This window comes from Kitasatospora sp. NPDC032121 (genome assembly GCF_055580145.1).
The window spans coordinates 36,693-57,806 of sequence record NZ_JBVILX010000003.1; the positions used below are offsets into that span (position 1 = coordinate 36,693).

Sequence of the window (21,114 nt, forward strand, 5' to 3'; positions counted from 1 at the left end):
TACGCCCGTACGCCCGTACGCACGTGCGCCCGTGCGCCCGTGTGGCGTGCGGCGGCGCTAGCCGGCCGGAAGCCGGAAGCCGGAAGCCGGAAGCCGGGAGCCGGGAGCCGGAAGCCGCGCCCACCCGGGGGTGGACGCGGCATCCGGGCGTCGCGGGCTCAGCCGAAGGCGGTCTTCAGCGCCTGGAACGCCGTCTTCGGGTCGGAGAGGGCGTGGTAGACGGGCGGAATCGGATTCTCGAGGCCGAGCAGCCGGTAGACGGCGTGCATGGCGCCGCGCACTGAGTACTCGACGGTGAAGACCACGTCCTCGGGGATCTCCACGAACTGGCCGAGGAAGGCGAAGTTCCGGGCACCGTGCGGGATCACCAGCGGCCGGTCGTGGACACCGCGCCGGACGAACTGGCTGGTGATGTAGGGCATCATCACGGTGGTGACCGTGGTGGTGGCGCGCACCTCGTCGGCGATGTCGTCGAAACCGAGCTGGCCGAGGAGTTCGTCCAGGATCTCCCGGCCGGTGGACTCGGCCATCGCCTTGCCGGTGTGCTCGCCGGGCGTGTCGATGAACAGGCCGTAGCCCCAGAGGGTGAGGACGTCCTCCGGCTGGCCCTCGAAGTGCGGCGGGCGCGGTACCACGACGGACATCAGCCAGGGCGAGTCCTTGAACGTCATCAGCGCACCGGTGCCGGGGGCGTTGCCGGAGAACTCCTCGATCCGCTTCAGCAGGGCCGGGCTGCGCATGGTCAACGTGAAGGACTGCCAGGCGGCTTCGGCGATGTTGCCGTTGAAGACGGCGGGCCGGCCGAAGTCGGGGGCCTTGCGGGAGAGCGTCTCCCACAGCGCCCAGCCGCCGTCGCGCTTGTCGCGGACCAGCTCGGCCACGGTGTCGTCCGAGCCGTAGGCGGCGTCCGCGGTCATCGAGCCGAGGGTGATGAACGCCAGGTCGGGATCGGCGAGTTCGACGGTCTCCGGGCGGCCGTCCCGGTCGAGGTGGAGGCGCTTGGCGCGGCGGATGCCGCGGTCCTCGGTGAAGTCGACGTCCCGCACCGTGACGCCGTGCTCGAAGTGCACCCCGTGCTCGGTCAGCCACCGGATGAGCGGCCGGACGATCGAGTCGTACTGGTTCAGCCGGGTGCGGCGGACCCCGGAGAGGGTGTGGATGCGCGGGAACTCCTGGACGAAGCGCAGGAAGTAGCGCTTGAGCTCGATCGCGCTGTGCCAGTTCTGGAAGGCGAAGGTGGTACGCCACATCGCCCAGAAGTTGGTGGCGAAGAAGTGTTCGGAGAAGAACTCGTCGATCCGCCGGGGGCCGATCACCGACTCGGGCAGGGCCAGCAGGCGGGCGAGTTCGATCCGGTCACGGGTGTCCAGGCCGAGCTGCGAGGCGTCCAGGATGCGGTGGTCCCGGTCGATCAGGCGCGCCTTGGCGTCGGTGGGCCACTGTTCGTTGAAGTCGAGGATCTCCTGCCGGACCGTCCGGTCCGGGTCGTCCAGGGTGGGGATGGTCTCCAGGAGGTTCCACAGGCAGGTGTAAGCCTCGTCCTCCAGCATCCGCCCGCCGCGCGTCACGTAGCCCTGCTCGGCGGCTCCCCGGCCGTCCAGTGAGCCGCCGGCCAGGGGGAGTTCCTCCAGGACGTGGATGTTCTCACCCGGGAACTCGCCGTCCCGGATCAGGAAGGCCGCTGCGGCGAGGGAGGCGATGCCGCCGCCGACGAGGTAGGCCTTGGTCTCCCGCGAACTGTCGATCATGGTTTCTCCGGATGTGGGGGACGGCGCCCCTGGGCGCCCTGCGTAGGGTCGGCAGGCTGCTTCCAGCCTTCTGGAGCCGGAGCGGTGGCCGCGAGGGCCGGGTGGTCCCGGCCGCGGGACCACTGGTCCCGGGCGGTCGTGCGCCCGGACCGACCACGGTCCTGGGTGCGGGGTCGGGCGCGGACCCGCACGGCACGGCCTGAGCGGGAGGGTGCACGGCGCGCCCCGGCGCGGTCCGGCGCGTAAGGTCGAGATACCCTGCGGGGGTAACAAGGGGCGGTGTGGAGGTCGAGGAGGCGGAGGATGGCGCGGTTGCGGGCGTTCGGTCCGCCGGTGCCGTGGGCGCCGCGCCTGCTGCTGCTCGCCGCGCTGCTGCTCGGCATCGTGACCATGCACACCCTCGGCCATCCGAGCGGCGGGCACGGCGGCTCCGGTGGCGCCGGCGGGCACGAGGGCCCGGGGACGCACGCCTCCGCGACGCATCCGGGGGGCGCCGTCCACCACGGACCGGCCGCCGAGCCCGTCCGCGACGCCGCCTCCGCGGCCGACCCCGCCGCCCCCGGCGGCATGGACCCGATGGCGGTCTGCCTCGCCGTCCTGGCCGGCTGGACCCTGGTGTTCCTCCTCGTCGGTTCGCTGCCGCGCCACAGCGGTGACGCCGCCGCCGACGTACGGGCCCGGCTGCTGCGGGCCGTACGCGCGCTTCCCCCGCCCGGAGGCGGGCGGATGCTCCTCACCCGGCTTTCGGTGCTGCGTCAGTAGGCGCGCGCCCGCCGTTCCGTGCCCGCGCCCGCTCAGAGGCGCCCGCGCGCACCTCAACGCGCCCGCGCGCACTCCCGAGCGCCCGCGCGCGGAACGGCCGACGCGACGTCCTGCACACCCACACACCGCACGAGGTGCACTCCGTCATGCGCATACCCACCCGCCGTACCGTCCTCGGCGCCGCGCTCGCCGCCGCCGGGACCGGTCTGCTCACCGCCTGCTCCTCCGACTCGATGAAGGGCATGGACCACGCGTCCATGGGTCACGGCCCCACGGGCGGAGCGACCGCGACCGCCGCCCCGGCCGGTTACCTCGCCCCGAACGGCCCCGAGGTCGCCGCCGCCGAGGCCGCGCGCAACCCGGGCCCGGAGCGCAAGGTCGCGCTCACCGCCACCGAGACCACTCTCGACCTGGGCGGCCGCACCGTCCGCAGCTGGGCGTACGGCGACCGGCTGCCCGGCCAGGAGCTGCGCGCCACCCTCGGCGACACCCTCGCCGTCACCCTGGCCAACCACCTGCCGCAGGCCACCTCGCTGCACTGGCACGGCCTCGCGCTGCGCAACGACATGGACGGAGTCCCGGGCCTGACCCAGGCCGACGTCAGGCCCGGCGCCTCCTTCGAGTACCGCTTCGCGCTCAGCCACCCGGGCACGTACTGGTTCCACCCGCACTCCGGCGTCCAGCAGGACCGCGGCCTGTACGCCCCGCTGATCGTCGAGGACCCGAGGGAGCCGCTCGCCTACGACAGGGAGTGGGTCGTCGTCCTGGACGACTGGGTGGACGGTGTAGACGGAAGCACCCCGGACGCCGTCCTCGCCGAACTCGCCAAGGGCATGGGCGGGATGGCCGGGATGGCCGGGATGGACCACTCGGGCGGCATGGACCACGCGGGCGGCGCCGGGCACGACATGTCCGGGATGCCGGGCATGAACACGGGCGGCGCAGCCGGCACGCCCGGCACGCCCGCCGGCCCGACCCGGATGCTGATGGGCGCCCGGAGCCCGCTGCTGGGCGGCGACGCCGGCGACGTCGCGTACCCGTTCCACCTGGTCAACGGCAGGCTCGCCACCGCGCCCGAGACCTTCACCGCCAAGCCCGGCGACCGGATCCGGATCCGCCTGGTCAACGCCGGCGGCGACACCGCCTACCGGGTCGCCCTCGGCGGCCACGAGCTGACCGTCACCCACACCGACGGCTTCCCGGTCGAACCCGCCACCACCCAGGCGCTGCTGCTCGGCATGGGCGAGCGCTACGACGTGCTGGTCACCGCCAAGGACGGCGCCTTCCCGCTGACCGCGCTGGCCGAGGGCAAGAACGCCACCGCCCTGGCCGTGCTGCGCACCGGTGGGGGCGCCGCGCCCGACGCCGCCGTCCGCCCGGCCGAGTTGGACGGCCGGCTGGTCACCGCGGGGCAGCTCAAGGCCGCCCCGGGCGTCCGGCTGCCCGCCAAGTCGCCGGACCGCACGGTGAAGCTGGAGCTCACCGGCGGGATGGCGAAGGCCGACTGGGCGTTCGACGGCCGCCCGTACGACCCGGCGCAGCGCCACCCGGTGGCGGCGGGCGAGCGGGTGCGGCTGGAGTTCCGCAACAGCACCACCATGTGGCACCCCGTCCACCTGCACGGCCACAGCTTCGCGCTGCCCGGCGACGGCCCGCGCAAGGACACCGCGATCGTGCTGCCGGGCGCCACCCTGGCCGTCGAGTTCGACGCCGACAACCCGGGCCTGTGGATGGTGCACTGCCACAACGTCTACCACGCGGAGACGGGCATGATGACCGTCCTCGGCTACCGGGCCTGACCCTCAAGGTCTCCCCCCCCCCCCGCGGAAATGGTCCCGGGTTTCACCCCGGGAGTGGCCCCGAACCGGCGCAACGGTTCGGGGCCACTCCGTTCGCGGCACCCGACCCACCGCGCCGTGCCACCCCGCCGACCTGCGCGGCCATGACGTTTTCTTAACGCGGGCCGGTAGCGGATTCTTAACGCCCGTCGCATAGCGTGTCGCTCTGCCGTCGCCCGACGGCGTTTTTACGGGGTCTTTAAACAAGAGGTGCAAGGTGGTTTCGTCGGGTTCGACGGAGACGGCGGAGTCGGATGCGCCGTCGGCGCGAATACGCCTCCGCAACTGGCTGCTGGAGGACGTGACCGCGGAGAAGCCCGCGCAGACGTCCTCGGCGCAGGGTGCCCCCGAGGCGTCGGACGGGGGCGCGGCGGCGGGGGACTCCGCCGCGCCGGGTGGGCACGTCGGTCAGCGCTGGTGGCGGGTGATGTGCCTGACCGGCCTGGACTACTTCTCGACGCTCGGCTACCAGCCGGGCATCGCCGCCCTCGCCGCGGGCGTGCTGTCGCCGATCGCCACCATCGTGCTGGTGGTGGTCACCCTGCTGGGCGCGCTGCCGGTCTACCGACGGGTGGCCAAGGAGAGCCCGCGCGGCGAGGGCTCGATCGCGATGCTGGAGCGGCTGCTGTCGTTCTGGAAGGGCAAGCTGTTCGTCCTCGCGCTGCTCGGCTTCGCGGCCACGGACTTCCTGATCACCATCACGCTGTCCGCCGCCGACGCGAGCGCGCACCTGGTGGAGAACCCGCACCTGACGGGCTTCCTCGGCGGCAAGCAGGTGCTGATCACGCTGGTCCTGGTGGCCCTGCTCGGCGCGGTCTTCCTCAAGGGCTTCAGCGAGGCGATCGGCCTGGCGGTGTTCCTGGTCGGGACGTACCTGGTGCTGAACGTGGTCGTGGTGGCCGTCGGCCTCTGGAAGATCATCGAGGCGCCGCACGTGGTCACCGACTGGACGGACGCGCTGACCGCCCAGCACGGCAACCCGATCGTCATGGTCGGCGTCGCCCTGGTGACCTTCCCGAAGCTGGCGCTCGGCCTGTCCGGCTTCGAGACGGGCGTCGCCGTGATGCCGCACATCCAGGGGGACCCGACCGACACCGAGGCCGACCCGGCCGGCCGGATCCGCGGCACCCGCAAGCTGCTGACCACCGCCGCCGTGATCATGAGCTGTTTCCTGATCACCACCAGCTTCATCACCACGCTGCTCATCCCGGCCGACCAGTTCAAGGCCGGCGGTGACGCCAACGGCCGCGCCCTGGCGTACCTGGCGCACGAGTACCTGGGCGGCGCCTTCGGCAGCGTCTACGACCTCTCCACCATCGCGATCCTCTGGTTCGCCGGCGCCTCCGCGATGGCGGGCATGCTCAACCTGCTGCCCCGCTACCTGCCGCGCTACGGCATGGCCCCGCACTGGGCCCGCGCGGTGCGGCCGATGGTGATCGTGCTGACCCTGATCGGCTTCCTGGTCACCTGGATCTTCGACGCGGACGTGGACGCCCAGGGCGGCGCGTACGCGACCGGCGTGCTGGTGCTGATCAGCTCCGCCGCCATCGCGGTGACCATCGCCGCGTACCGCAAGCGCGAGCGCGGCTGGACCATCGCCTTCGCGGTCATCGCGGCGATCTTCCTCTACACCACCGTGCTGAACGTGCTGGAACGGCCGGACGGTCTGAAGATCGGCGCCTGCTTCATCGCCGGGATCATCCTGGTCTCGCTGCTCTCCCGGCTGCGCCGCGCCTTCGAGCTGCGCGTCACCAGCGTGGCCATGGACGACGTGGCGGAACGTTTCATCAGGGACTACGCGCACCGACCGCTGCGCCTGATCGCCAACGAGCCGAGCCACCGCGACATCGCCGAGTACCGCGACAAGATCCGCCAGATCCGCGCCGACAACGACATCCCCGGCGAGGACGACCTGGTCTTCGTCGAGGTGACCGTCCGCGACGCCTCCGACTTCGAGGCCGAGCTGACCGTGCGCGGCGAGGTGCTGCACGGCCGCTACCGTGTGCTCACCCTGGAGAGCTCCAGCATCCCGAACGCGCTCGCCGCGCTGGCGCTGAACATCCGGGACCGCACCGGGCAGCAGCCGCACCTCTACTTCGAGTGGACCGAGGGCAGCCCCTTCGCCCAGTTCCTGCGGTTCTTCCTGTTCGGACAGGGCGAGGTCGCGCCGGTCACCCGCGAGGTGCTGCGCGAGGCCGAGCCGGACCGCTCGCGCCGCCCGCGCGTCCACGTCGGCTGACCCCGTCCGGAGGCCACTCGCACGCCGGCCCGTCCGCTCCGAGTGAGCGGGCGGGCCGGCGGCGTTCCCCGGGGGGCAACAGGGCGCCGCCCGCGCCGGGGCGGGCGCGGGCGGCGGGTCGATGGGGTCAGGTGGTCGGGTGGTCGGTGTCGGGTGGTCGGTGGGGTCGTAGGGATCGACGGATTCAGGAGGGGTCAGGAAGGGAGGTCGAGGACCATGCCGGGCTGGATGAGGTCCGGGTCCTCGCCGATGGTGTCGCGGTTGAGTTCGAAGAGTGCGGGCCAGCCGCCGGGGACGCCCAGGTTCTCGGCGAGTTCGCCGAGGGTGTCGTACCGGCGGACGGTCCAGGTGCCGTCCTCCGACACGGGCGAGGTCCGGGCGGCCGCCGGGGGTGGCTTGACGGCCTCGCGGCCCTGGCCGCGGGGGGCGCGGGGGACGCGGGCGCCGCAGACGGGCCAGGGGGAGAGGCCGCGGCGGTCGGCGAGGTGCTGGGCGACGGCGATCTGCTGCTCGCGGGTGGCGAGGTCGGCACGCGGTGCGTAGGCGAGGCCGCCGTTCTCCCGCCACGTGGGCTGGTCGAACTGGAGGCCGCCGTAGTAGCCGTTGCCGGTGTTGATGCGCCAGTTGCCGTGGCTCTCGCAGGACGCCACGCGGTCCCAGTCGTACGAGCCGCCGCCCGACCTCCCGGGGTCGGACCCGGTGTCGCGGCCCGGTGGCGCGGCGAGGGCCGCTGGGGCGGCGACGGCCACGGAGAGGGCGCAGAGCGCGGTCGGGACGATACGGCGTAGACGGGCGGTGGGAGGCATGCGCGGCTCACAGACTCGGGGACAAGGACTCGCACCGTCCGCGGACGGCGCACTCCCACCCATGCACGCCGGACGGGGTGCTCCGGCGCCGACACGTCCGACAGGTCACCCGCATGGCCGCCCGGGACCACCCCGGCGGCCCGCGGCCGATCGTCCGTCACCCTCGCGGTCCGTCACCGACCCACAGTGGCCCGGGCGTTCTCGAAGAAGGGTGCGAACGATGACGATCGATCAGGGCGCCGCGCGGGCCGAGTCGGGCGTGATCGGCGGCTCGGGGCCGTACGCGCTGCCGGACCACGTCACCGAGCCGCGGATCACCCACGCGGAGGTGCCGGAGGTCTTCGCGGGGAACGTCGACCGGCTGCGCGCGGTGCTGTCCAAGGTGCTGGAGAGCCTGCCCGCCGAGCGGGACCGCGTCTGCTCGCACGCCCTGGGAGTCACCACTGGCCTGCCGGGCGTCCGCTGAGGACTCCCCGACGGCGTCCCCCGGCCGGCCGACCGGTCGGCCGGCCGGGGGACGGCGGTTCGGGTGCCGGTGGCGATCGTTCAGGCGCTGGTGGCCACCGTTCAGGTTCCGACGGCCACCGGCAGCTCGGCGAGGCGCCACTCCAGCATGCCGTCGTTGAGCCGGACCGCCCGCAGGCCGCGGGCGGTGAGCAGGCGGACGGCGTCGTAGGCCAGCACGCAGTACTCGCCGCGGCAGTAGACGACGACCTCGGTGTCCGCGGGCAGCTCGTCCAGCCGCTCGGCCAGCTCGTCGACCGGGATGGAGAGCGCGCCGGGGATGTGCCCGGCCAGGAACTCCTCGGCCGGGCGGACGTCCAGCACGACCACCTCGCCGGTCTCGGCGCGGGCACGCAGTTCCACGGTGTCGACCTCCCGCGCGCCGTCCTCGCCCAGGTAGGCGTCCAGCGCGGGCGGCACCGCGGCCTGGTGGCGCTCGGCGACCCTGCGCAGCAGGGCGAGCAGTTCGCCGACGTCCGGGCCGGAGAGCCGGTAGTGGATCCGGACGCCCTCTCGGCGGGTGGCGACGAAACCGGCCTGCTTGAGCGCCTGGAGGTGGGCGGAGGCGGTGGTCAGGTTCAGCCCGGCCGCCTTGGCCAGCGCGTCCACGGTGCGCTCGCCCTGGGCGAGCAGGTCGAGCAGCTCCAGGCGCTTTCCGCTGGCCAGGGCCTTGCCGCTGGCCGCGAACGCGTCGTACAGCTGCGCCTTCGCCTCGCTCTTGGCCATCGCTTCCTCCGCCTCCGCCGGTCCGTCCGGACGCTCCGTGGTTCTTGTCCAAGGTTCCATGGAATATTGTACTGGAGTCCTTCCTCCATAAATCCATGGAATATTGTTGATGCGGTCGGTCGCTGCCACCGAGCGCAGGACGCACAGGACGCGCAGGACGCACAAGGCGCGCCGCAGACGCACCCGTCATCGACGGGACTCACACAGGAGAAACGATGAGCACCACGACCCCCGAAGCGCCCGCCCGGGTGGCCGCCCGACCGGTCCGGCTGGGCCTACGGGAGAACTGGCTCCAGTTCTCCCTGCTGGTCGTGGCCACCGCCACCGTCGGCGGCCTGGTCGGGCTGGAGCGCACCACCGTGCCGCTGATCGGCTCCGAGGTCTTCCACCTCACCAGCGACCTCGCGGTCTTCTCCTTCATCATCGCGTTCGGCGTCACCAAGGCCCTCACCAACCTCGCCGCCGGCGCCCTGACCGCCCGCTTCCGCCGCAAGCAGCTGCTCGTCGCGGGCTGGCTCGTCGGCGTCCCCGTCCCGTTCGCCCTCGCCTGGGCACCCTCCTGGGGCTGGATCGTGGCCGCCAACGTGCTGCTCGGCATCAACCAGGGCCTCACCTGGTCGATGACCGTCAACATGAAGATCGACCTGGTCGGCCCGGCCCGGCGCGGACTCGCCACCGGCCTCAACGAGGCGGCCGGCTACGCCTCGCTCGGCGCGACGGCCCTGCTCACCGGCTACCTCGCCACCTCGTACGGGCTGCGGCCGGCGCCCGAGCTGATCGGCGCCGTCTTCGTCGTCGCCGGCCTCGCGCTCTCCCTGGCCGTCCGCGACACGGCGGCGCACGTCGCGCTGGAACTCGCCCAGCACCCCGCGCCCGACGGTGACGGGCCGCGCCCCGGCCTCTGGCAGACCTTCGCGCACACCTCGTGGCGGGACCGCTCGCTGCGCGGCGCCAGCCAGGCCGGCCTGGTCAACAACCTCAACGACGGCCTCACCTGGGGCGTCTTCCCGCTGCTGTTCACCGACCACGGGCTCGGCCTGGCCGCGGTCGGCCTGATCAAGGGGCTCTACCCGCTGCTCTGGGGCTTCGGCCAGATCCCCACCGGCCACCTGGCCGACCGGATCGGCCGCAAGCCGCTGATCGTCACCGGCATGCTGGTGCAGGCCGCCGGCCTCGCCCTGGCCCTGGTGCTGCTCGACCGTCCGCTGCTGGCCGGCATCGTCTCGGCGGTGCTGCTCGGGCTCGGCACCGCCATGGTCTATCCGGCGCTGATCGCCGCCGTCTCCGACCATGCCCACCCGAGCCGCCGGGCCAACGCGCTAGGCACCTACCGGTTCTGGCGCGACATCGGCTACGCGGCCGGCGCCCTGCTTGCCGGAGTGCTCGCCGACGCCCTCGGCCTGAGCGCCACCATCGTGGCGGCGGCCGTCCTCACGGCGGCCTCCGGGCTGCTCGCCGCCCGGCTGATCAGGGACCGGGCCGCGCACTGAGGGCCCCCGCGTCCCCTCGCGCTCTCGTCAACTGTCCCATGGAGAAAGGAAGTCGAGACCAGCGGCGGGGTAGCTCGCTCCGTCACCCGCGGCCGGGGAAGATCCGGCCCAGGTGGTAGTGCAGTACGCCGACGGCCTCCTCCGCCGTGCGCTGGTTGAGTAGGACGCTGAGGCCGAGGCCGGCGGAGACGGCCAGCAGCACCACGGCCTCCTGGCGGGGGTCCAGGCCGGGGACGGCGTCCCCGGCCTGTCGGGCGGCGGTGATCTGGGCGGCCAGGAAGGCCTCCATCTCGTTCGGCGCGGCCAGGAACGGCTGGCCGCCGAGCCCGGGATCGGTGACGGAGAGCACCGCGTACTCGGTGTAGATCAGGTGGAACGCCCTGCTCTCCTCGTCGGTCGGCACCGCCTCCAGCAGCACCGCCTCGATGATGCCGCGCGGGTCGCCGTTCGCCCCGCTCTCGCGTGCGCGGCGCTGGACGCGCTCGCCCATGCGGGTCGCCAGGCGGGTCATGGCGGCGAGCAGCAGCTGTTCCTTGGTGTCGAAGTAGTACTGGACCAGCCGCACCGAGACACCGGCCTCGACCGCCACCGACCGCATGGTGACGGCGTGCAGTCCGTTGCTCGCCGCTGAGCGGAGCAGGGCGTCGATGATCTGCGCCCGCCGTTCCTCGTGATCCACCAGCTTCGGCATCGGGTTCCTTCCGGATGTTTTTGTGGTACAACCATACCACCAATAAGGGAGGGCGATCATGACCAGGACCACCGTCGGACACTTCGTCAGCGAGTCGGCCCGGGCGAAGTTCCTTGCGGCCTACGACCGGGCGATGGAACTCTGGCCGAGTCCGCGCCAGGAGCTGGACGTCGAGACCGCCTACGGCAGCGTCCACGTCCACCGCTACGGCGCGGCGACCGGCGACCCGATCGTGCTGCTGCACGGCCACGCCGGGCACCCGTCCAACTGGTACCCGCAGATCGCCGCCCTCGGCGAGGACCACCCCGTCTACGCGATCGACACCCTGGACGACCCCGGCCGCAGCGTCCAGCGCGCCGTCGCGGCCGGATCGCCGGAGAACGCGGCCTGGCTGGGGGAGGTGCTGGCCGGCCTCGGGCTGCAGCGGGTGCACCTGGTCGGGGCCTCGTACGGTGGCTGGCTGGCGCTCAACCAGGCCGTCCACGCCCCCGAGCGGCTGGCCTCCGTCGTGCCGCTCGACCCGGGCGGGATCGAGAAGGTGCCCGCGCGCTTCTACGTCCACCTGGTCGCCGGGCTGCTCGGCATGCTCGCCCCGCGCCCGCTGCGTCCGGCGGTCGGCCGGCTGCTGGCGAACCCCGCGCTGAGCGCGCCGCGGGAGATGACGGCGCCGCTGATGCTCGCGCTGCGGAGCTACAAGCCGAGCGGCCGCCCGCCGGTCCGGACGTTCACGGACGAGGAGTTGGCGTCGATCCGGCTGCCGGTACTCGTCCTGCTGGGCAGGCGCAGTGCGCTGCTGCGGCCGCGCCGGGTGGTGGAGCGGGTCACCCGCCTGATTCCCGGTGTGCGGGCGGAGATCCTGGAGCGGGCCGGCCACGGGCTCAACCTGGAGCAGCCCGAGACGGTGAACGAGCGGCTGCTGGGCTTCATCGGCGAGGTCGGGCGGGAGCGGCGGGCCACGTAGCCGGGCGGTGCGCCAGGACCCTGGAGGGCCCGCACTCGGTGAGGGCCCTTCAGGGTCGCCTGGCGGTGTTTGTCAGCTGTACAGGTAGGAGTCGTTGTTCGTCGCGCCGTTGAGCGATCCCGCGTATCCCGCCCCGAAGGACTGGTAGCCCCCGGTGATCAGCCCGACGGACACCGTGTGGCCGGTGTTGTTGACGATCGACGCGGCGTTCCCGTACATGTTCTGGCCGTAGCCGGAGCCGTTCGCGTAGCGGGCGAAGGTGTAGTTCCCCAGGTAGAGGGACTGGTTCGGCGAGAAGTTGTCGAACGAACCCCAGCCGGCGCCAGGCGAGTTGTAGTACAGGCAGACGCTGCCGCTGGGGCACGCCTCCGCCCCGCCCGGGCCCGCCGCGTGGGCGCTCCCGGTGGCCATGGCCACCGTGCCGGCCGTCAACGCCGCCACCGCCGCGATCTTGGCCGCGCGTTGTCCGAACGTGATGCGCATTCCGTACTCCCGTCCCAGTCGACAGTGCAGGAAGGCCGGGCAGGCCGGGTCCCTTGCGGACCATCGCCCCCGAGGCCTGGAACAGGCTGGCACGCCCGTCCCGTCCGCGCCACGGTTTCGTGCCGTTCCGGTTGTGGATAGATGCGGAGGTGCCGGTCCCGGTCCTGCGGCGCTCAGGCCGCCGAGGGCAGCGCGGTGGCCGCCCTCGCCTCGTCGTAGCGCCGCAGTACCAGGCGGGCGACGGCCGGGTGGGCTGCCGGCGGGGTGCTGGTCCGGCTCGCCGTGGTGGTGACGGCGCTCCGGGCGGCGGGGGCTGGGCCGTTGGTATGACGGTCAGGACGGCCCGGCGCGCGGGTGGTTCTCCGGGCGGTTAGCGTCGGCCGCAACACGTCCTCGGACCCCGGAGGCTGCAGTGCAACGGTGGATCATCATGACGGTACTCACCTCGGCTCTCACCGGCCTCACCGGCCTCACCGGCGCCGCCGTGCCCGCCTGGGCCGACGAAGACCCGGTCGCCACCGCCGTCACCCTCGGTGAGGCCAGGATCGACCCCAAGGCCGCCGGCCGGGTCCGGGTGGAGATCGGGTACGTCTGCGCGAACGCGGAGGAAGCCCGCTCGCTCACCGTCTCGGTGGAACAGAAGGACCCGGAGGACACCACCGTCACCGCCTTCGGCTCCAGCCGGACGGCGGAAACGGACGTCGTCTGCGACGGGACGCCGCAGACCCGGGAGGTCATCGTCCAGTCCAAGACCTACAACTGGCTCCCGGACGTCGAGGCCATCCTGACCGCCACCGTCTCCGACCTCGGCGCCACCCCGCCCGCCGCCGCCGACGCCAAGCGGGTCACGCTGGTCACCGCTGAGTGATGCGGTCCCGTTTCCGGGCCGTCGCCCTGGCGCTGCTGCTCGCGGCCGGTCCCGCCCTGACCGGCTGCGTCAGCGCGCTGGTGGGGCCGGCGCCGGAGGAGACCAGCAGCCCCGCCGTCGTGTCGCCGTCCGTGGAGAACTCTCCGGCCGCCTCGCCCAGCCCGTCCGTTGCCGCCGGGACGGTGGCGGCGCGCGACTTCTCCTTCGAACCGGCCGACTTCACCGCCGGCCCCGGCGCGGTGGTCACCGTGACCAACACCGGTACCACCGCCCACACCCTCACCGCCCAGGACGGCACCTTCGGCACCGGCCCCATCGCCCCGGGCGCCACCGCCACGGTGACGGCGCCCAGCCAGCCGGGCGCGTACGCGTACCTGTGCTCCTTCCACCACTTCATGCGCGGGATTCTGACCGTGTCCTGAGGGGCGATTGCCCTACGCTCGTGCCCTGCACCTGGGGAGGGCACGAGGGATGGCCGACAGCACGTCGAACACAATGAGTGGCACGGTGCACGGGCTGGCCGTGCAGGCCGAGACCGTCAATTTCCTAGGGGGCCTGCCCCAGGCGGTGCCCGACACCGCCGACGACTGGGTGAAGCTCGTCGCGGGCTCGCGTGTCTGGAAGCATGTCCGGGAAGGCTGGGGTGTCGAGCCTTATCAGCGTGTCGCGCTGGAGGCCGTCGGCGAGTTGGCTCGGCTGCGGGACGAGACGGGGCTCGCCGAGGACCCGTGGCAGGACCCCGGGATCGCGGAGCGCTTCGCGCAGCGGATCGACTGGCTGCTGGGTCGCTTGGACCTCTACCCGGCCGAGGCCGCGCTGCTGGCAGTGCTGCCGTTCCTCTACCGCGTCCGCTCACTGCGCCTGGCGGCGGCACGGGTCTCCGTCGGCCCGACCGATCTTGCTCCTGCGTCCGAGCCCGACGCAGACCGCGCGGCGTACGAGCAGTTCATCGAGTCCCACGACCTACTGGTGGGCCGCACCCGGACGCGCCCCGCCTCCGCGGCGCCCCTCGGCTGGTGGCTCTTCCACCGCTGGCTCGACCAGCACGAGGACCTCGTCGACCCCGAGGGTGTGCAGGAGATCCTCGGTCGACTCCCGGCTCTTGCTGACCTCGGCGAGACCTTCGCACTCAAGCGGGTCTGCGCCCTGCTGCACGGCCTGCGCCGGGGACCCGACGTCGGCAACCGTGACTACCTGGCAAGCCTCAGCGTGGATGACCACCTGAGGGCCCCGGGCGAGCAGCAGGTCCGGGAGCAACGGTTGGCCCTGCTGCTGGCGTTGGCATACGGGACCGCCATCGAGATGACGGCTCTGCCCGAGATCGTGGCCGAACACCTCGGTATCCCGGACGAGGTCGACCTCACCGCCCTGCGCCGGACCTTGGACGAGGCTGCGTGGGGTGGCTCGTACGACCTGCCGGTACTGCGTGCCGAGTGCAGCCACGAGGCGGTGGTCGAGGGCCTGCACGAGTACACGGCCCGGGCCGACGAACTCCTCCACGCCGTCCGCCGCGTCCTCACCGATCACCCGCTCCCGACCCGCCTCACCTCGGACGAAGCCGTCCCCGCCACTGGTGCGTTCACCGGCTGGGCGCGGTTCCGCATGGATGAACGCCGGGTGCGCAGTCTGCTGATGGGCGTAGAGCTGTATCGCGACCGGGACTTGGCCGTTCGCGAGCTCTACCAGAATGCCCTCGACGCCTGCCGGTACCGCCGCGCCCGGACGGAGTACCTGGACCGCACGAATCCCATTGCCACCTTCACGTACGAAGGGCGCATCGAGTTCCGCCAAGGCGTGGACGAGGACGGCCGCGCCTACCTGGAGTGCCAGGACAACGGCGTCGGCATGGGCGAGGAGGAGTTACGAGGAGTCTTCTCCAACGCCGGCGCCCGTTTCGCGGAGCAGTTGGACTACAAGCTCGAACGGGCAGAGTGGCGAAAGGTCGACCCGCCCGTTGAGCTGTATCCCAACAGCCGCTTCGGCATCGGCGTGCTGAGTTACTTCATGCTCGCCGACGAGATCAAGGTATCGACCTGCCGCATGGACGCCTCGGGCCGGTTGGGCTCGCAGCTGGATGTTTCCATCTACGGCCCGAGCCACCTCTTCCGCATTGCCGAGCGGTCGGAACAGGGCCACGCGCCGGGCACCACCGTACGGCTGTACCTGCGGGACGACATCGAGATGGCAGAGTCCTGGTCGTGCGTGGAAGTCCTCGAACGCCTCCTGGCCGTGGCGGAGTTCTCCACGTCGGCGGTGCACGACAGCCGGGAGGCGGCCTGGGAGTCCGGAGTTCTGAAGGCGCGGGAGATGCCTCGGGACGAACCCTTCGGCTTCAGTGCCTGGGGCCGGTTGACGCCCTGGAACGATGCTCCGGAGGGCGCGCAGGTGACGTGGTGTGAGTACGGTGGCGCCTTGTTGGTTGACGGCCTGCTGGCTGAGCCGGACGTCGTTCGCGGAGTCATCTCGGCGGGCGGGTTGTCAGGGGTCGTGGTGAACCTCAGCGGAGAGTTCTCGCCAGCAAAGCTGTCCGTGGATCGCCGCCGCGTCATCAGCGACCTGTCAGAGTCGGTCCGGGGGCTGTTGGAGGCGGCAGTAGCCGATTTCGTGAGCGGCGACTCGGCTGTGCTGAGTATGGAGTGGATCCACCGGGTGACGGAGGGAAACTACCACCTCGCCGATCTGGTGGGAACCGAAGTAATTCGGCAGGGCCGCCAATTCGAATACCACGGTATTGAGTACGAGACCCGCCGTACGGGCTGCTTCCTGGCTGACGACGGAATTATCAAGTGGCTTGAGGACCGGGATGATTTCAACCCCAGGCACGTGATGGGAAGCCCGCCCGACCACGTCCTGCTGTGGCGGCTGATGGCGCATGGGATGGAGCGATTGATTCCGGAGCTAGCCGAGTTCTTTCCTAGGTCTTCCGTGTCTCGAAGGGTGCGCCCCGCCATGCCCTCCGACATTGCCGTGTTTGCGCCGGATGGGCCGCGAGGGGGGTGGTCCCTGATGCATCCGGACGACAGCTGGATCTCAGCGCTTTCGCGAAAGCTTGGTGTCTCGGCCGAGAGCGCTCGCGCCAGGGCAAATGAGCTCGGCGTGCACCCGAGGCGTAGCGTTCGCCTTCGGCAGGAGCACGATCGATCGCCAGCGACTGTCAATAATCTCCTGGTCATTGCCGATCTGAACGGCATTTCCGCATCGGAAGCAGCAGATGCATGGGTTCGTCTGGGCCGGGATGCCACTCACGAGGTCGTGGATCTGGCGATTGCCGTCGATACCAACCCGCTATTCCTCTGGGAGCGGTCGGGGGAGGGAACCTTCTGGAGTGGTCCGCAGCCAGGAGGTGCGATTGCGCCGGGGCATCTGGCCAAAGCCAGTCGGGTCTTCGGGATGCCAATCGACCGGGTCTGTGCAGCGATCGCGGACCACGGCCTGGAGGCAGACCCAACGGGCCTGCCATCGCCCGTCTCGGACGAGACTCTGGCATTGCTGAGTTGGGGACTCAATGGTTCCAGCCCATGGCTGAGCCGATCGGAGGAGGTGCCGGCACGTCATCTATTGTGTGCACTGCGAGACCTGGGGGTTTCTGTGGAGTGGGCCACGGAGACGCTCGGAGCCATGGGATTTCGCATGCAGCGTTTTCCGGAGGACGCATGTGTCGCGGATCTGGAGTTGCTGCTGGTGGACGGGGAGCCGCTGCGGGATGCGGCCGATCTGACCTTCGAACAGCTTTTTGACATGATGGGTTCACGGGAATCCTCGCTACGTGAAGTGATCGAACGGTTCAGGGTCTATGGCGTGGAGATCTCGATTGTTCTGCCGGAGAAGCTCGCCCGGCTGGACGAGGAGCTGTTCTTGCTCGATGGTGCGATGGACTGGGAGGACCTGCGAGTGGCGGATCCAGTCCCGTTTGCCCGGTTGATCATGGCGGCTCGCACACTCCAGCGGCGGCCTGAAGATCTTGCTCGCCACCTCCGGACTCGCGGAATCGTCTCGTCCAGTGGCGAGTTGCCGGCCGGACTCACCTTGGACCAAGCGGTTGTCCTCCTCAATCGAGGTAGGTCTCGATCGATCGGACTGCTGTGGGTCGAGCATCTCGACCTGGCCGAGCTCTTGAGGCTGTCGCTGAAGACAGGGCACTCGATGGTGCAGATCACCCAGTGGTACCGCGAGTGGGGCATCGACGTCCCCGACCCCGCCCAGCTGATCCGCGACGCCCTCGCCCGGGTCCCCATGGCCGACCCCTCCTGAGCACCGAATCCACCCGTGAACAGGGCTGCTGCAACGCTGCTCCTTGTTCTACAGTTCTGTAGAACTACAACGGGGCGACGATCGGGGACGAGCATGGACAGGCCGCTTCGGCTGCCGCAGCAGGATCGGGCGGACTTCGAGACGGAGCTCGGGCGGGCGTTGGCCGCGCCGCAGGTGCGGGCCGCGCTGCGGGAGACGGGGGAGGACGCTCGGGGTGTGGAGCGGTTGCGGCGGGCGGCGCGGGAGAACGCGGAGTTCGTGCTGGCCGCGGCGGCGCCGGAGTACGAGCGGTACGCGGCGTTGCGGGCGGATGCGGACGCGGTGGCGCGGGTGCCGGTGGAGGTGCCGGCGCGGGAGCGGGCGTCGGGGTGGTGGGGGGTGTTGGGGGTGGTCGTGCCGATCATCGCGGGGACGGCGGCGGTGATCTTCCTGCTGCTGGGCTCGGTGCTGGGGCTGGTCGAGGACCTGGGGGTGCTGGCGCGGGCGCTGGTGGAGGCCGGGTGGGTGTCGGCCGGGGTGGCCGCGGTGAGTCTGGTGGTCGGCGGCCTGGGGCTGCTGGGGGCGGCCCGGTCGAGGGGGGCCGGGGCCGGGGCCGTGGAGGCGTCGGACGGGCCGGGGGAGTTGCCGCTGGCGCGGGAGGCCTGGCGGTCGGCGTTGGCGGAGCGCGGGCTGGTGCCGTACCTGGTGGCGCAGGCGGGTGCGGCGCCGGGTCAGCGGCGCTGATCGAGTCTCGCCGAGCGGGCGGCGTCGACCAGGAGTTGGGCGGCGTCCGGGGGGATGGCCAGGCGGCGGGCGATCCAGGGGGCCGGGCGGCCGGCCCGGGCGAGCATCCAGGCGGAGTACAGGTGGCCGAGCTGGGGCGCGTTCTCGGCGAGCAGCAGTGGGCGGACGGCCTCCATCGGGAAGCCCTCGAGGGCGCGGGCGCTGTACTCGCGGCCGTTGGGGCCGGGCGGGGGCAGCGGGAGCGGGCGGCGGAGGTCGAGCCAGCGGCTGAGCAGCACCGCGCCGACCACCAGCAGGCCGGTGCCGGAGGCGCCGATCAGGATGCCGCCGATGACGGGGCGGTCCTCCTCCTCGGCCATGCCGAGGGCGATCTCCTCCAGGACGAGCAGGCTGAGCGCGGTGAGCAGCACCGCGGCTTCGGCGGGGCGCGGGTGGGTCCGGGACGTCGTCATGCGGAACCTCTTCCTCGGCGGGGTGGCCGGGGGTTTCGGGTGGGCGCGGCGATTCACCTTCCGTACAACGGCGGTGGGCGGCCTGGGGCACGCGTCAAGGCTCAGGCGGTGAAATCGCGGATCGGAATTGACGATTCGTCAAGAAGGCGCTGTGGGAGGCCTGTTGGCCGGTCGGCCGGTTCTCGGAGGCTGGTGCCGCACCTCCTTCCGGTCGGGCGCGCCTGGGCGGCGCGTTCGTCGACGGGGCGAGGGGCCCGACTGCGGGTGGGCTTCGGGTCAGCATAGCCCGGGCATGCCAACTTCGACAGGACTGTCGAAGTTGCGGATCCCGCGCTCGCGGCGGCGTGTCCGGGGGTGCCTGACCGGCTACTTTGAGTACGGAGCTCCGTTTCCACGACCGGGAGTCCACAGTGGTAGGGGAGGTCGGGACCGATGGGACTCACCAGCCACAAGCTGCTGGCTCTGACGGCGCTGCTCGCGGTGTTCACCGTGCTCGGCACGCTGTGGGTCTGGCCCCGGCTGGCCGTGCGGAGCTGGCCCGCGATGTTCCTGCGGCTCGGCACCATCGTCGTCACCCAACTGGTCCTGCTGGTGACGCTGGGGCTCGCCGTCAACGACTACTTCGTCTTCTACGACAGCTGGTCCGATCTGCTGGGACGCGAACACGGCGCGGGCGTGGTCCAGCAGACGGGTGGGAGCACCGGTGCCGGAGCCAGCCCCGGTGCCGGAGCCAGCCCCGGAGCCGGTGCCAGCCCCGGAGCCGGAGCCGGGGCCGGGGCCGGTGCGGCCGGAGTGCAGGTGATCGGCTCCGCGGAGATCACCGGCGTGGGGGCGGCCAGTCGCGATCCAGCTCGAATCGGGCGGATCGACCGGGTGCGGCTGCCGGGTGCGACCACCGGGCTGAGCACCGAGGGCTACGTCTACCTGCCGCCGCAGTACTTCCAACCCGGCGGCGCGGAACGGCACTTCCCGGCCGCGCTGGTGCTGACCGGCTTCCCGGGCGACGCCACCAACCTGGTGACCAGGCTCCGCTACCCGGCCGTCGAACTCGACCTGCTGCGCAAGGGGGCGATGGAGCCGACCGTGCTGGTGCTGATGCGGCCCTCGCCGACCATGCCCCGGGACAGCGAGTGCGAGGACATCCCGAACGGGCCGCAGGCGCAGAGCTACTTCACCACCGACGTGCCCGCCGACCTGCGGGCCTCCTACCGGGTGCTGGACGGCACCGGCAGCCTGGGGATCGTCGGCGACTCGACCGGCGGCTACTGCGCGGTCAAACTGGGCATGGAGCACCCGCAGACCTTCTCGGTAGCGGTCTCGCTCTCCGGCTACTTCAAGGCGGCGGAGGACGCCACGACGGGCGACCTCTTCGCCGGCAGTCCGCAGCGCCGCGCCGAGGCCGACCTCGGCTGGCGCCTGGCCCACCTGCCGATGCCGCCCCTCGCGGTGCTGCTCGCGGACAGCAAGGCGGACGGCAGCACCTACGCCGACTCCAGCGCCTTCGCGGCGGCGGCCCGCCCGCCGCTCGTGGTCGCCCAGGAGACGGTCGACACCGGCGGCCACAACTTCACCACCTGGGGGCGGCTGCTCCCGCCCGCCCTCACCTGGCTGAGCGCCCACCTGCGCGGGCCCGCGTAGCGCCCCGTCCGTCAGCGTGTCGGAGCCGGCCGGGCCCGCGCGGGGGGCTTCACGGTTCCGTACCGCTGGGCGGCCGGCGCGGTGGACGTCCTGCTGGTGGCGGGGCTGATCCGGTCCGGCCTCGGCGCCGTTCAGGCGGTGGCCATCGGGATCGGGCTCCTGCTCGTGCCCTGGCCGCTCACCAGGGACGTCCGCCGCTGAGCGGCTGCTGCGGTCCGAACAGCCCGACCCCGGCCCCCGTCGCCGAGGCCCCGTCAGCGGGCCAGCAGCGGGAGCGGTGCGCCGGTGCGGGCCGGGAGTTCGAGGCGGGTGAGCAGGGCCGAGGGCGAGACCTCGACCACCCGGCAGCCGGCCCGGTGGCGGCAGTGGCGGGCGACCGAGCCGTGCCGCAGGCGGTCCAGGCGGCGACGGGTGGCGGCGCCGAGCACGAGCAGGTCCTCCGGGCCGGTGACGGCGCCGACCAGGGCGGGGCCGGGTTCGGCGTTGACCACCAGCGGGTGGATGACCAGGTCGGACGGGTAACCGCCGTAGGCCTGCTCGAAGGCGACGTCGAGGCGCCGGCGGGCGGCGTGCTCCAACTCGGAGCGCGGGCGCAGGCCGTCACGATCGGTGGTGGCCCAGGCGGCCACGGGCACCAGCACCGCCCGGTGCCGGGCCGCCTCGCCGACGGCGTGGTAGAGGGCGGCCAGACTGCTCAGTGATCCGCTCAGGCCGACGATCACTCGGGTGGTCCCGGTCATGGCCGTTCGCCTCCGTCTCTCCGGCGGCTCTCTCCATCGGGCTCCGCCGGTTCGGCACTCCTTGCTTCGGATGACTCCAGTGAACCCCGGAACGGACCCGTCCGTACCGCTGCTGACACCTCCATGACGCGGGCCGCGCACATCCTGACGGACTCCTGACAGGGGCGGCGGGGATCTCCCGGGCGGCGCGCCTC

The 21,114-nt window shown here is 72.1% G+C and carries 18 protein-coding genes; 11 read left to right on the top strand and 7 right to left on the bottom strand.

From position 1 onward, the window contains the following. Positions 1-158: 158 nt before the first annotated feature. Positions 159-1,748, bottom strand: coding sequence for an oleate hydratase (locus ACZ5OX_RS11250; RefSeq protein ID WP_465629659.1), 1,590 nt, complete (start codon positions 1,746-1,748; stop codon positions 159-161). A gap of 303 nt (positions 1,749-2,051) precedes the next feature. Between ACZ5OX_RS11250 and ACZ5OX_RS11255 the strand changes: the two genes are divergently transcribed. The 3 genes from ACZ5OX_RS11255 (at position 2,052) to ACZ5OX_RS11265 (ending at position 6,587) form a co-directional block, all read left to right on the top strand. Continuing rightward, entirely contained in the window at positions 2,052-2,510 is a 459-nt protein-coding gene (locus ACZ5OX_RS11255) for a hypothetical protein (protein ID WP_465629660.1), read from the top strand. A gap of 146 nt (positions 2,511-2,656) precedes the next feature. Further along, positions 2,657-4,309: a multicopper oxidase family protein gene (locus ACZ5OX_RS11260; RefSeq protein ID WP_465629661.1), complete on the top strand. Its 1,653-nt coding sequence runs from the start codon at positions 2,657-2,659 to the stop codon at positions 4,307-4,309. Positions 4,310-4,775: 466 nt separating this feature from the next. Further along, complete coding sequence (locus ACZ5OX_RS11265; protein ID WP_449793370.1) at positions 4,776-6,587, top strand: APC family permease; 1,812 nt, start codon at positions 4,776-4,778, stop codon at positions 6,585-6,587. 194 nt (positions 6,588-6,781) lie between these two features. Here ACZ5OX_RS11265 and ACZ5OX_RS11270 read toward each other — a convergent pair whose 3' ends face one another. Next, entirely contained in the window at positions 6,782-7,393 is a 612-nt protein-coding gene (locus ACZ5OX_RS11270) for a transglycosylase family protein (RefSeq protein WP_465629662.1), read from the bottom strand. A 220-nt stretch (positions 7,394-7,613) separates the two neighbouring features. On the opposite strand from ACZ5OX_RS11270, the gene ACZ5OX_RS11275 reads away from it, so the two are divergent. Beyond that, complete coding sequence (locus tag ACZ5OX_RS11275) at positions 7,614-7,859, top strand: hypothetical protein (protein WP_465629663.1); 246 nt, start codon at positions 7,614-7,616, stop codon at positions 7,857-7,859. A 101-nt stretch (positions 7,860-7,960) separates the two neighbouring features. On the opposite strand, the gene ACZ5OX_RS11280 is transcribed toward ACZ5OX_RS11275, so the two are convergent. Beyond that, positions 7,961-8,623 carry an ArsR/SmtB family transcription factor gene (locus ACZ5OX_RS11280; protein ID WP_465629664.1) on the bottom strand — a complete coding sequence of 221 codons (663 nt, stop codon included), beginning with the start codon at positions 8,621-8,623 and terminating at the stop codon, positions 7,961-7,963. Positions 8,624-8,838: 215 nt separating this feature from the next. Here ACZ5OX_RS11280 and ACZ5OX_RS11285 point away from each other — a divergent pair, with 215 nt between their 5' ends. After that, positions 8,839-10,113 (top strand): MFS transporter, encoded by a 1,275-nt coding sequence (locus tag ACZ5OX_RS11285; RefSeq protein ID WP_465629665.1) that lies wholly within the window; start codon positions 8,839-8,841, stop codon positions 10,111-10,113. Between the two features lie 82 nt (positions 10,114-10,195). On the opposite strand, the gene ACZ5OX_RS11290 is transcribed toward ACZ5OX_RS11285, so the two are convergent. Further along, a complete protein-coding gene (locus ACZ5OX_RS11290; protein WP_465629666.1) occupies positions 10,196-10,804 on the bottom strand; it encodes a TetR/AcrR family transcriptional regulator in 609 nt (202 codons plus the stop codon). A 58-nt stretch (positions 10,805-10,862) separates the two neighbouring features. On the opposite strand from ACZ5OX_RS11290, the gene ACZ5OX_RS11295 reads away from it, so the two are divergent. Next, a complete protein-coding gene (locus ACZ5OX_RS11295; protein WP_465629667.1) occupies positions 10,863-11,765 on the top strand; it encodes an alpha/beta fold hydrolase in 903 nt (300 codons plus the stop codon). A gap of 72 nt (positions 11,766-11,837) precedes the next feature. On the opposite strand, the gene ACZ5OX_RS11300 is transcribed toward ACZ5OX_RS11295, so the two are convergent. Continuing rightward, positions 11,838-12,248 (bottom strand): peptidase inhibitor family I36 protein, encoded by a 411-nt coding sequence (locus ACZ5OX_RS11300; protein WP_465629668.1) that lies wholly within the window; start codon positions 12,246-12,248, stop codon positions 11,838-11,840. Between the two features lie 430 nt (positions 12,249-12,678). Between ACZ5OX_RS11300 and ACZ5OX_RS11305 the strand changes: the two genes are divergently transcribed. From ACZ5OX_RS11305 to ACZ5OX_RS11320, 4 genes are all read left to right on the top strand, one after another. Further along, positions 12,679-13,116: a hypothetical protein gene (locus tag ACZ5OX_RS11305; RefSeq protein WP_465629669.1), complete on the top strand. Its 438-nt coding sequence runs from the start codon at positions 12,679-12,681 to the stop codon at positions 13,114-13,116. After that, complete coding sequence (locus ACZ5OX_RS11310; protein ID WP_465629670.1) at positions 13,116-13,538, top strand: cupredoxin domain-containing protein; 423 nt, start codon at positions 13,116-13,118, stop codon at positions 13,536-13,538. The genes ACZ5OX_RS11305 and ACZ5OX_RS11310 overlap by 1 nt, the downstream gene beginning before the upstream one ends. Before the next feature lie 49 nt (positions 13,539-13,587). Continuing rightward, entirely contained in the window at positions 13,588-17,367 is a 3,780-nt protein-coding gene (locus ACZ5OX_RS11315; protein ID WP_465629671.1) for an HD domain-containing protein, read from the top strand. A 93-nt stretch (positions 17,368-17,460) separates the two neighbouring features. Further along, positions 17,461-18,090, top strand: a complete 630-nt coding sequence (locus ACZ5OX_RS11320) for a hypothetical protein (protein ID WP_465629672.1) — start codon at positions 17,461-17,463, stop codon at positions 18,088-18,090. Here the strand turns inward: ACZ5OX_RS11320 and ACZ5OX_RS11325 are convergent. After that, positions 18,078-18,542: a hypothetical protein gene (locus ACZ5OX_RS11325; RefSeq protein ID WP_402412806.1), complete on the bottom strand. Its 465-nt coding sequence runs from the start codon at positions 18,540-18,542 to the stop codon at positions 18,078-18,080. The genes ACZ5OX_RS11320 and ACZ5OX_RS11325 overlap by 13 nt on opposite strands. Positions 18,543-18,974: 432 nt before the next feature. Between ACZ5OX_RS11325 and ACZ5OX_RS11330 the strand changes: the two genes are divergently transcribed. Continuing rightward, positions 18,975-20,180: an alpha/beta hydrolase gene (locus ACZ5OX_RS11330; protein WP_465629673.1), complete on the top strand. Its 1,206-nt coding sequence runs from the start codon at positions 18,975-18,977 to the stop codon at positions 20,178-20,180. Between the two features lie 254 nt (positions 20,181-20,434). On the opposite strand, the gene ACZ5OX_RS11335 is transcribed toward ACZ5OX_RS11330, so the two are convergent. Then, positions 20,435-20,920: a universal stress protein gene (locus tag ACZ5OX_RS11335; protein ID WP_465629674.1), complete on the bottom strand. Its 486-nt coding sequence runs from the start codon at positions 20,918-20,920 to the stop codon at positions 20,435-20,437. Positions 20,921-21,114: the final 194 nt, after the last annotated feature.

Bases quoted from the DNA above. Each gene is read 5' to 3' on its own strand.
- ACZ5OX_RS11250 (WP_465629659.1), bottom strand. From the start codon at position 1,748: ATGATCGACAGTTCGCGGGAGACCAAGGCCTACCTCGTCGGCGGCGGC.
- ACZ5OX_RS11255 (WP_465629660.1), top strand. From the start codon at position 2,052: ATGGCGCGGTTGCGGGCGTTCGGTCCGCCGGTGCCGTGGGCGCCGCGC.
- ACZ5OX_RS11260 (WP_465629661.1), top strand. From the start codon at position 2,657: ATGCGCATACCCACCCGCCGTACCGTCCTCGGCGCCGCGCTCGCCGCC.
- ACZ5OX_RS11265 (WP_449793370.1), top strand. From the start codon at position 4,776: ATGTGCCTGACCGGCCTGGACTACTTCTCGACGCTCGGCTACCAGCCG.
- ACZ5OX_RS11270 (WP_465629662.1), bottom strand. From the start codon at position 7,393: ATGCCTCCCACCGCCCGTCTACGCCGTATCGTCCCGACCGCGCTCTGC.
- ACZ5OX_RS11275 (WP_465629663.1), top strand. From the start codon at position 7,614: ATGACGATCGATCAGGGCGCCGCGCGGGCCGAGTCGGGCGTGATCGGC.
- ACZ5OX_RS11280 (WP_465629664.1), bottom strand. From the start codon at position 8,623: ATGGCCAAGAGCGAGGCGAAGGCGCAGCTGTACGACGCGTTCGCGGCC.
- ACZ5OX_RS11285 (WP_465629665.1), top strand. From the start codon at position 8,839: ATGAGCACCACGACCCCCGAAGCGCCCGCCCGGGTGGCCGCCCGACCG.
- ACZ5OX_RS11290 (WP_465629666.1), bottom strand. From the start codon at position 10,804: ATGCCGAAGCTGGTGGATCACGAGGAACGGCGGGCGCAGATCATCGAC.
- ACZ5OX_RS11295 (WP_465629667.1), top strand. From the start codon at position 10,863: ATGACCAGGACCACCGTCGGACACTTCGTCAGCGAGTCGGCCCGGGCG.
- ACZ5OX_RS11300 (WP_465629668.1), bottom strand. From the start codon at position 12,248: ATGCGCATCACGTTCGGACAACGCGCGGCCAAGATCGCGGCGGTGGCG.
- ACZ5OX_RS11305 (WP_465629669.1), top strand. From the start codon at position 12,679: ATGACGGTACTCACCTCGGCTCTCACCGGCCTCACCGGCCTCACCGGC.
- ACZ5OX_RS11310 (WP_465629670.1), top strand. From the start codon at position 13,116: ATGCGGTCCCGTTTCCGGGCCGTCGCCCTGGCGCTGCTGCTCGCGGCC.
- ACZ5OX_RS11315 (WP_465629671.1), top strand. From the start codon at position 13,588: ATGGCCGACAGCACGTCGAACACAATGAGTGGCACGGTGCACGGGCTG.
- ACZ5OX_RS11320 (WP_465629672.1), top strand. From the start codon at position 17,461: ATGGACAGGCCGCTTCGGCTGCCGCAGCAGGATCGGGCGGACTTCGAG.
- ACZ5OX_RS11325 (WP_402412806.1), bottom strand. From the start codon at position 18,542: ATGACGACGTCCCGGACCCACCCGCGCCCCGCCGAAGCCGCGGTGCTG.
- ACZ5OX_RS11330 (WP_465629673.1), top strand. From the start codon at position 18,975: ATGGGACTCACCAGCCACAAGCTGCTGGCTCTGACGGCGCTGCTCGCG.
- ACZ5OX_RS11335 (WP_465629674.1), bottom strand. From the start codon at position 20,920: ATGACCGGGACCACCCGAGTGATCGTCGGCCTGAGCGGATCACTGAGC.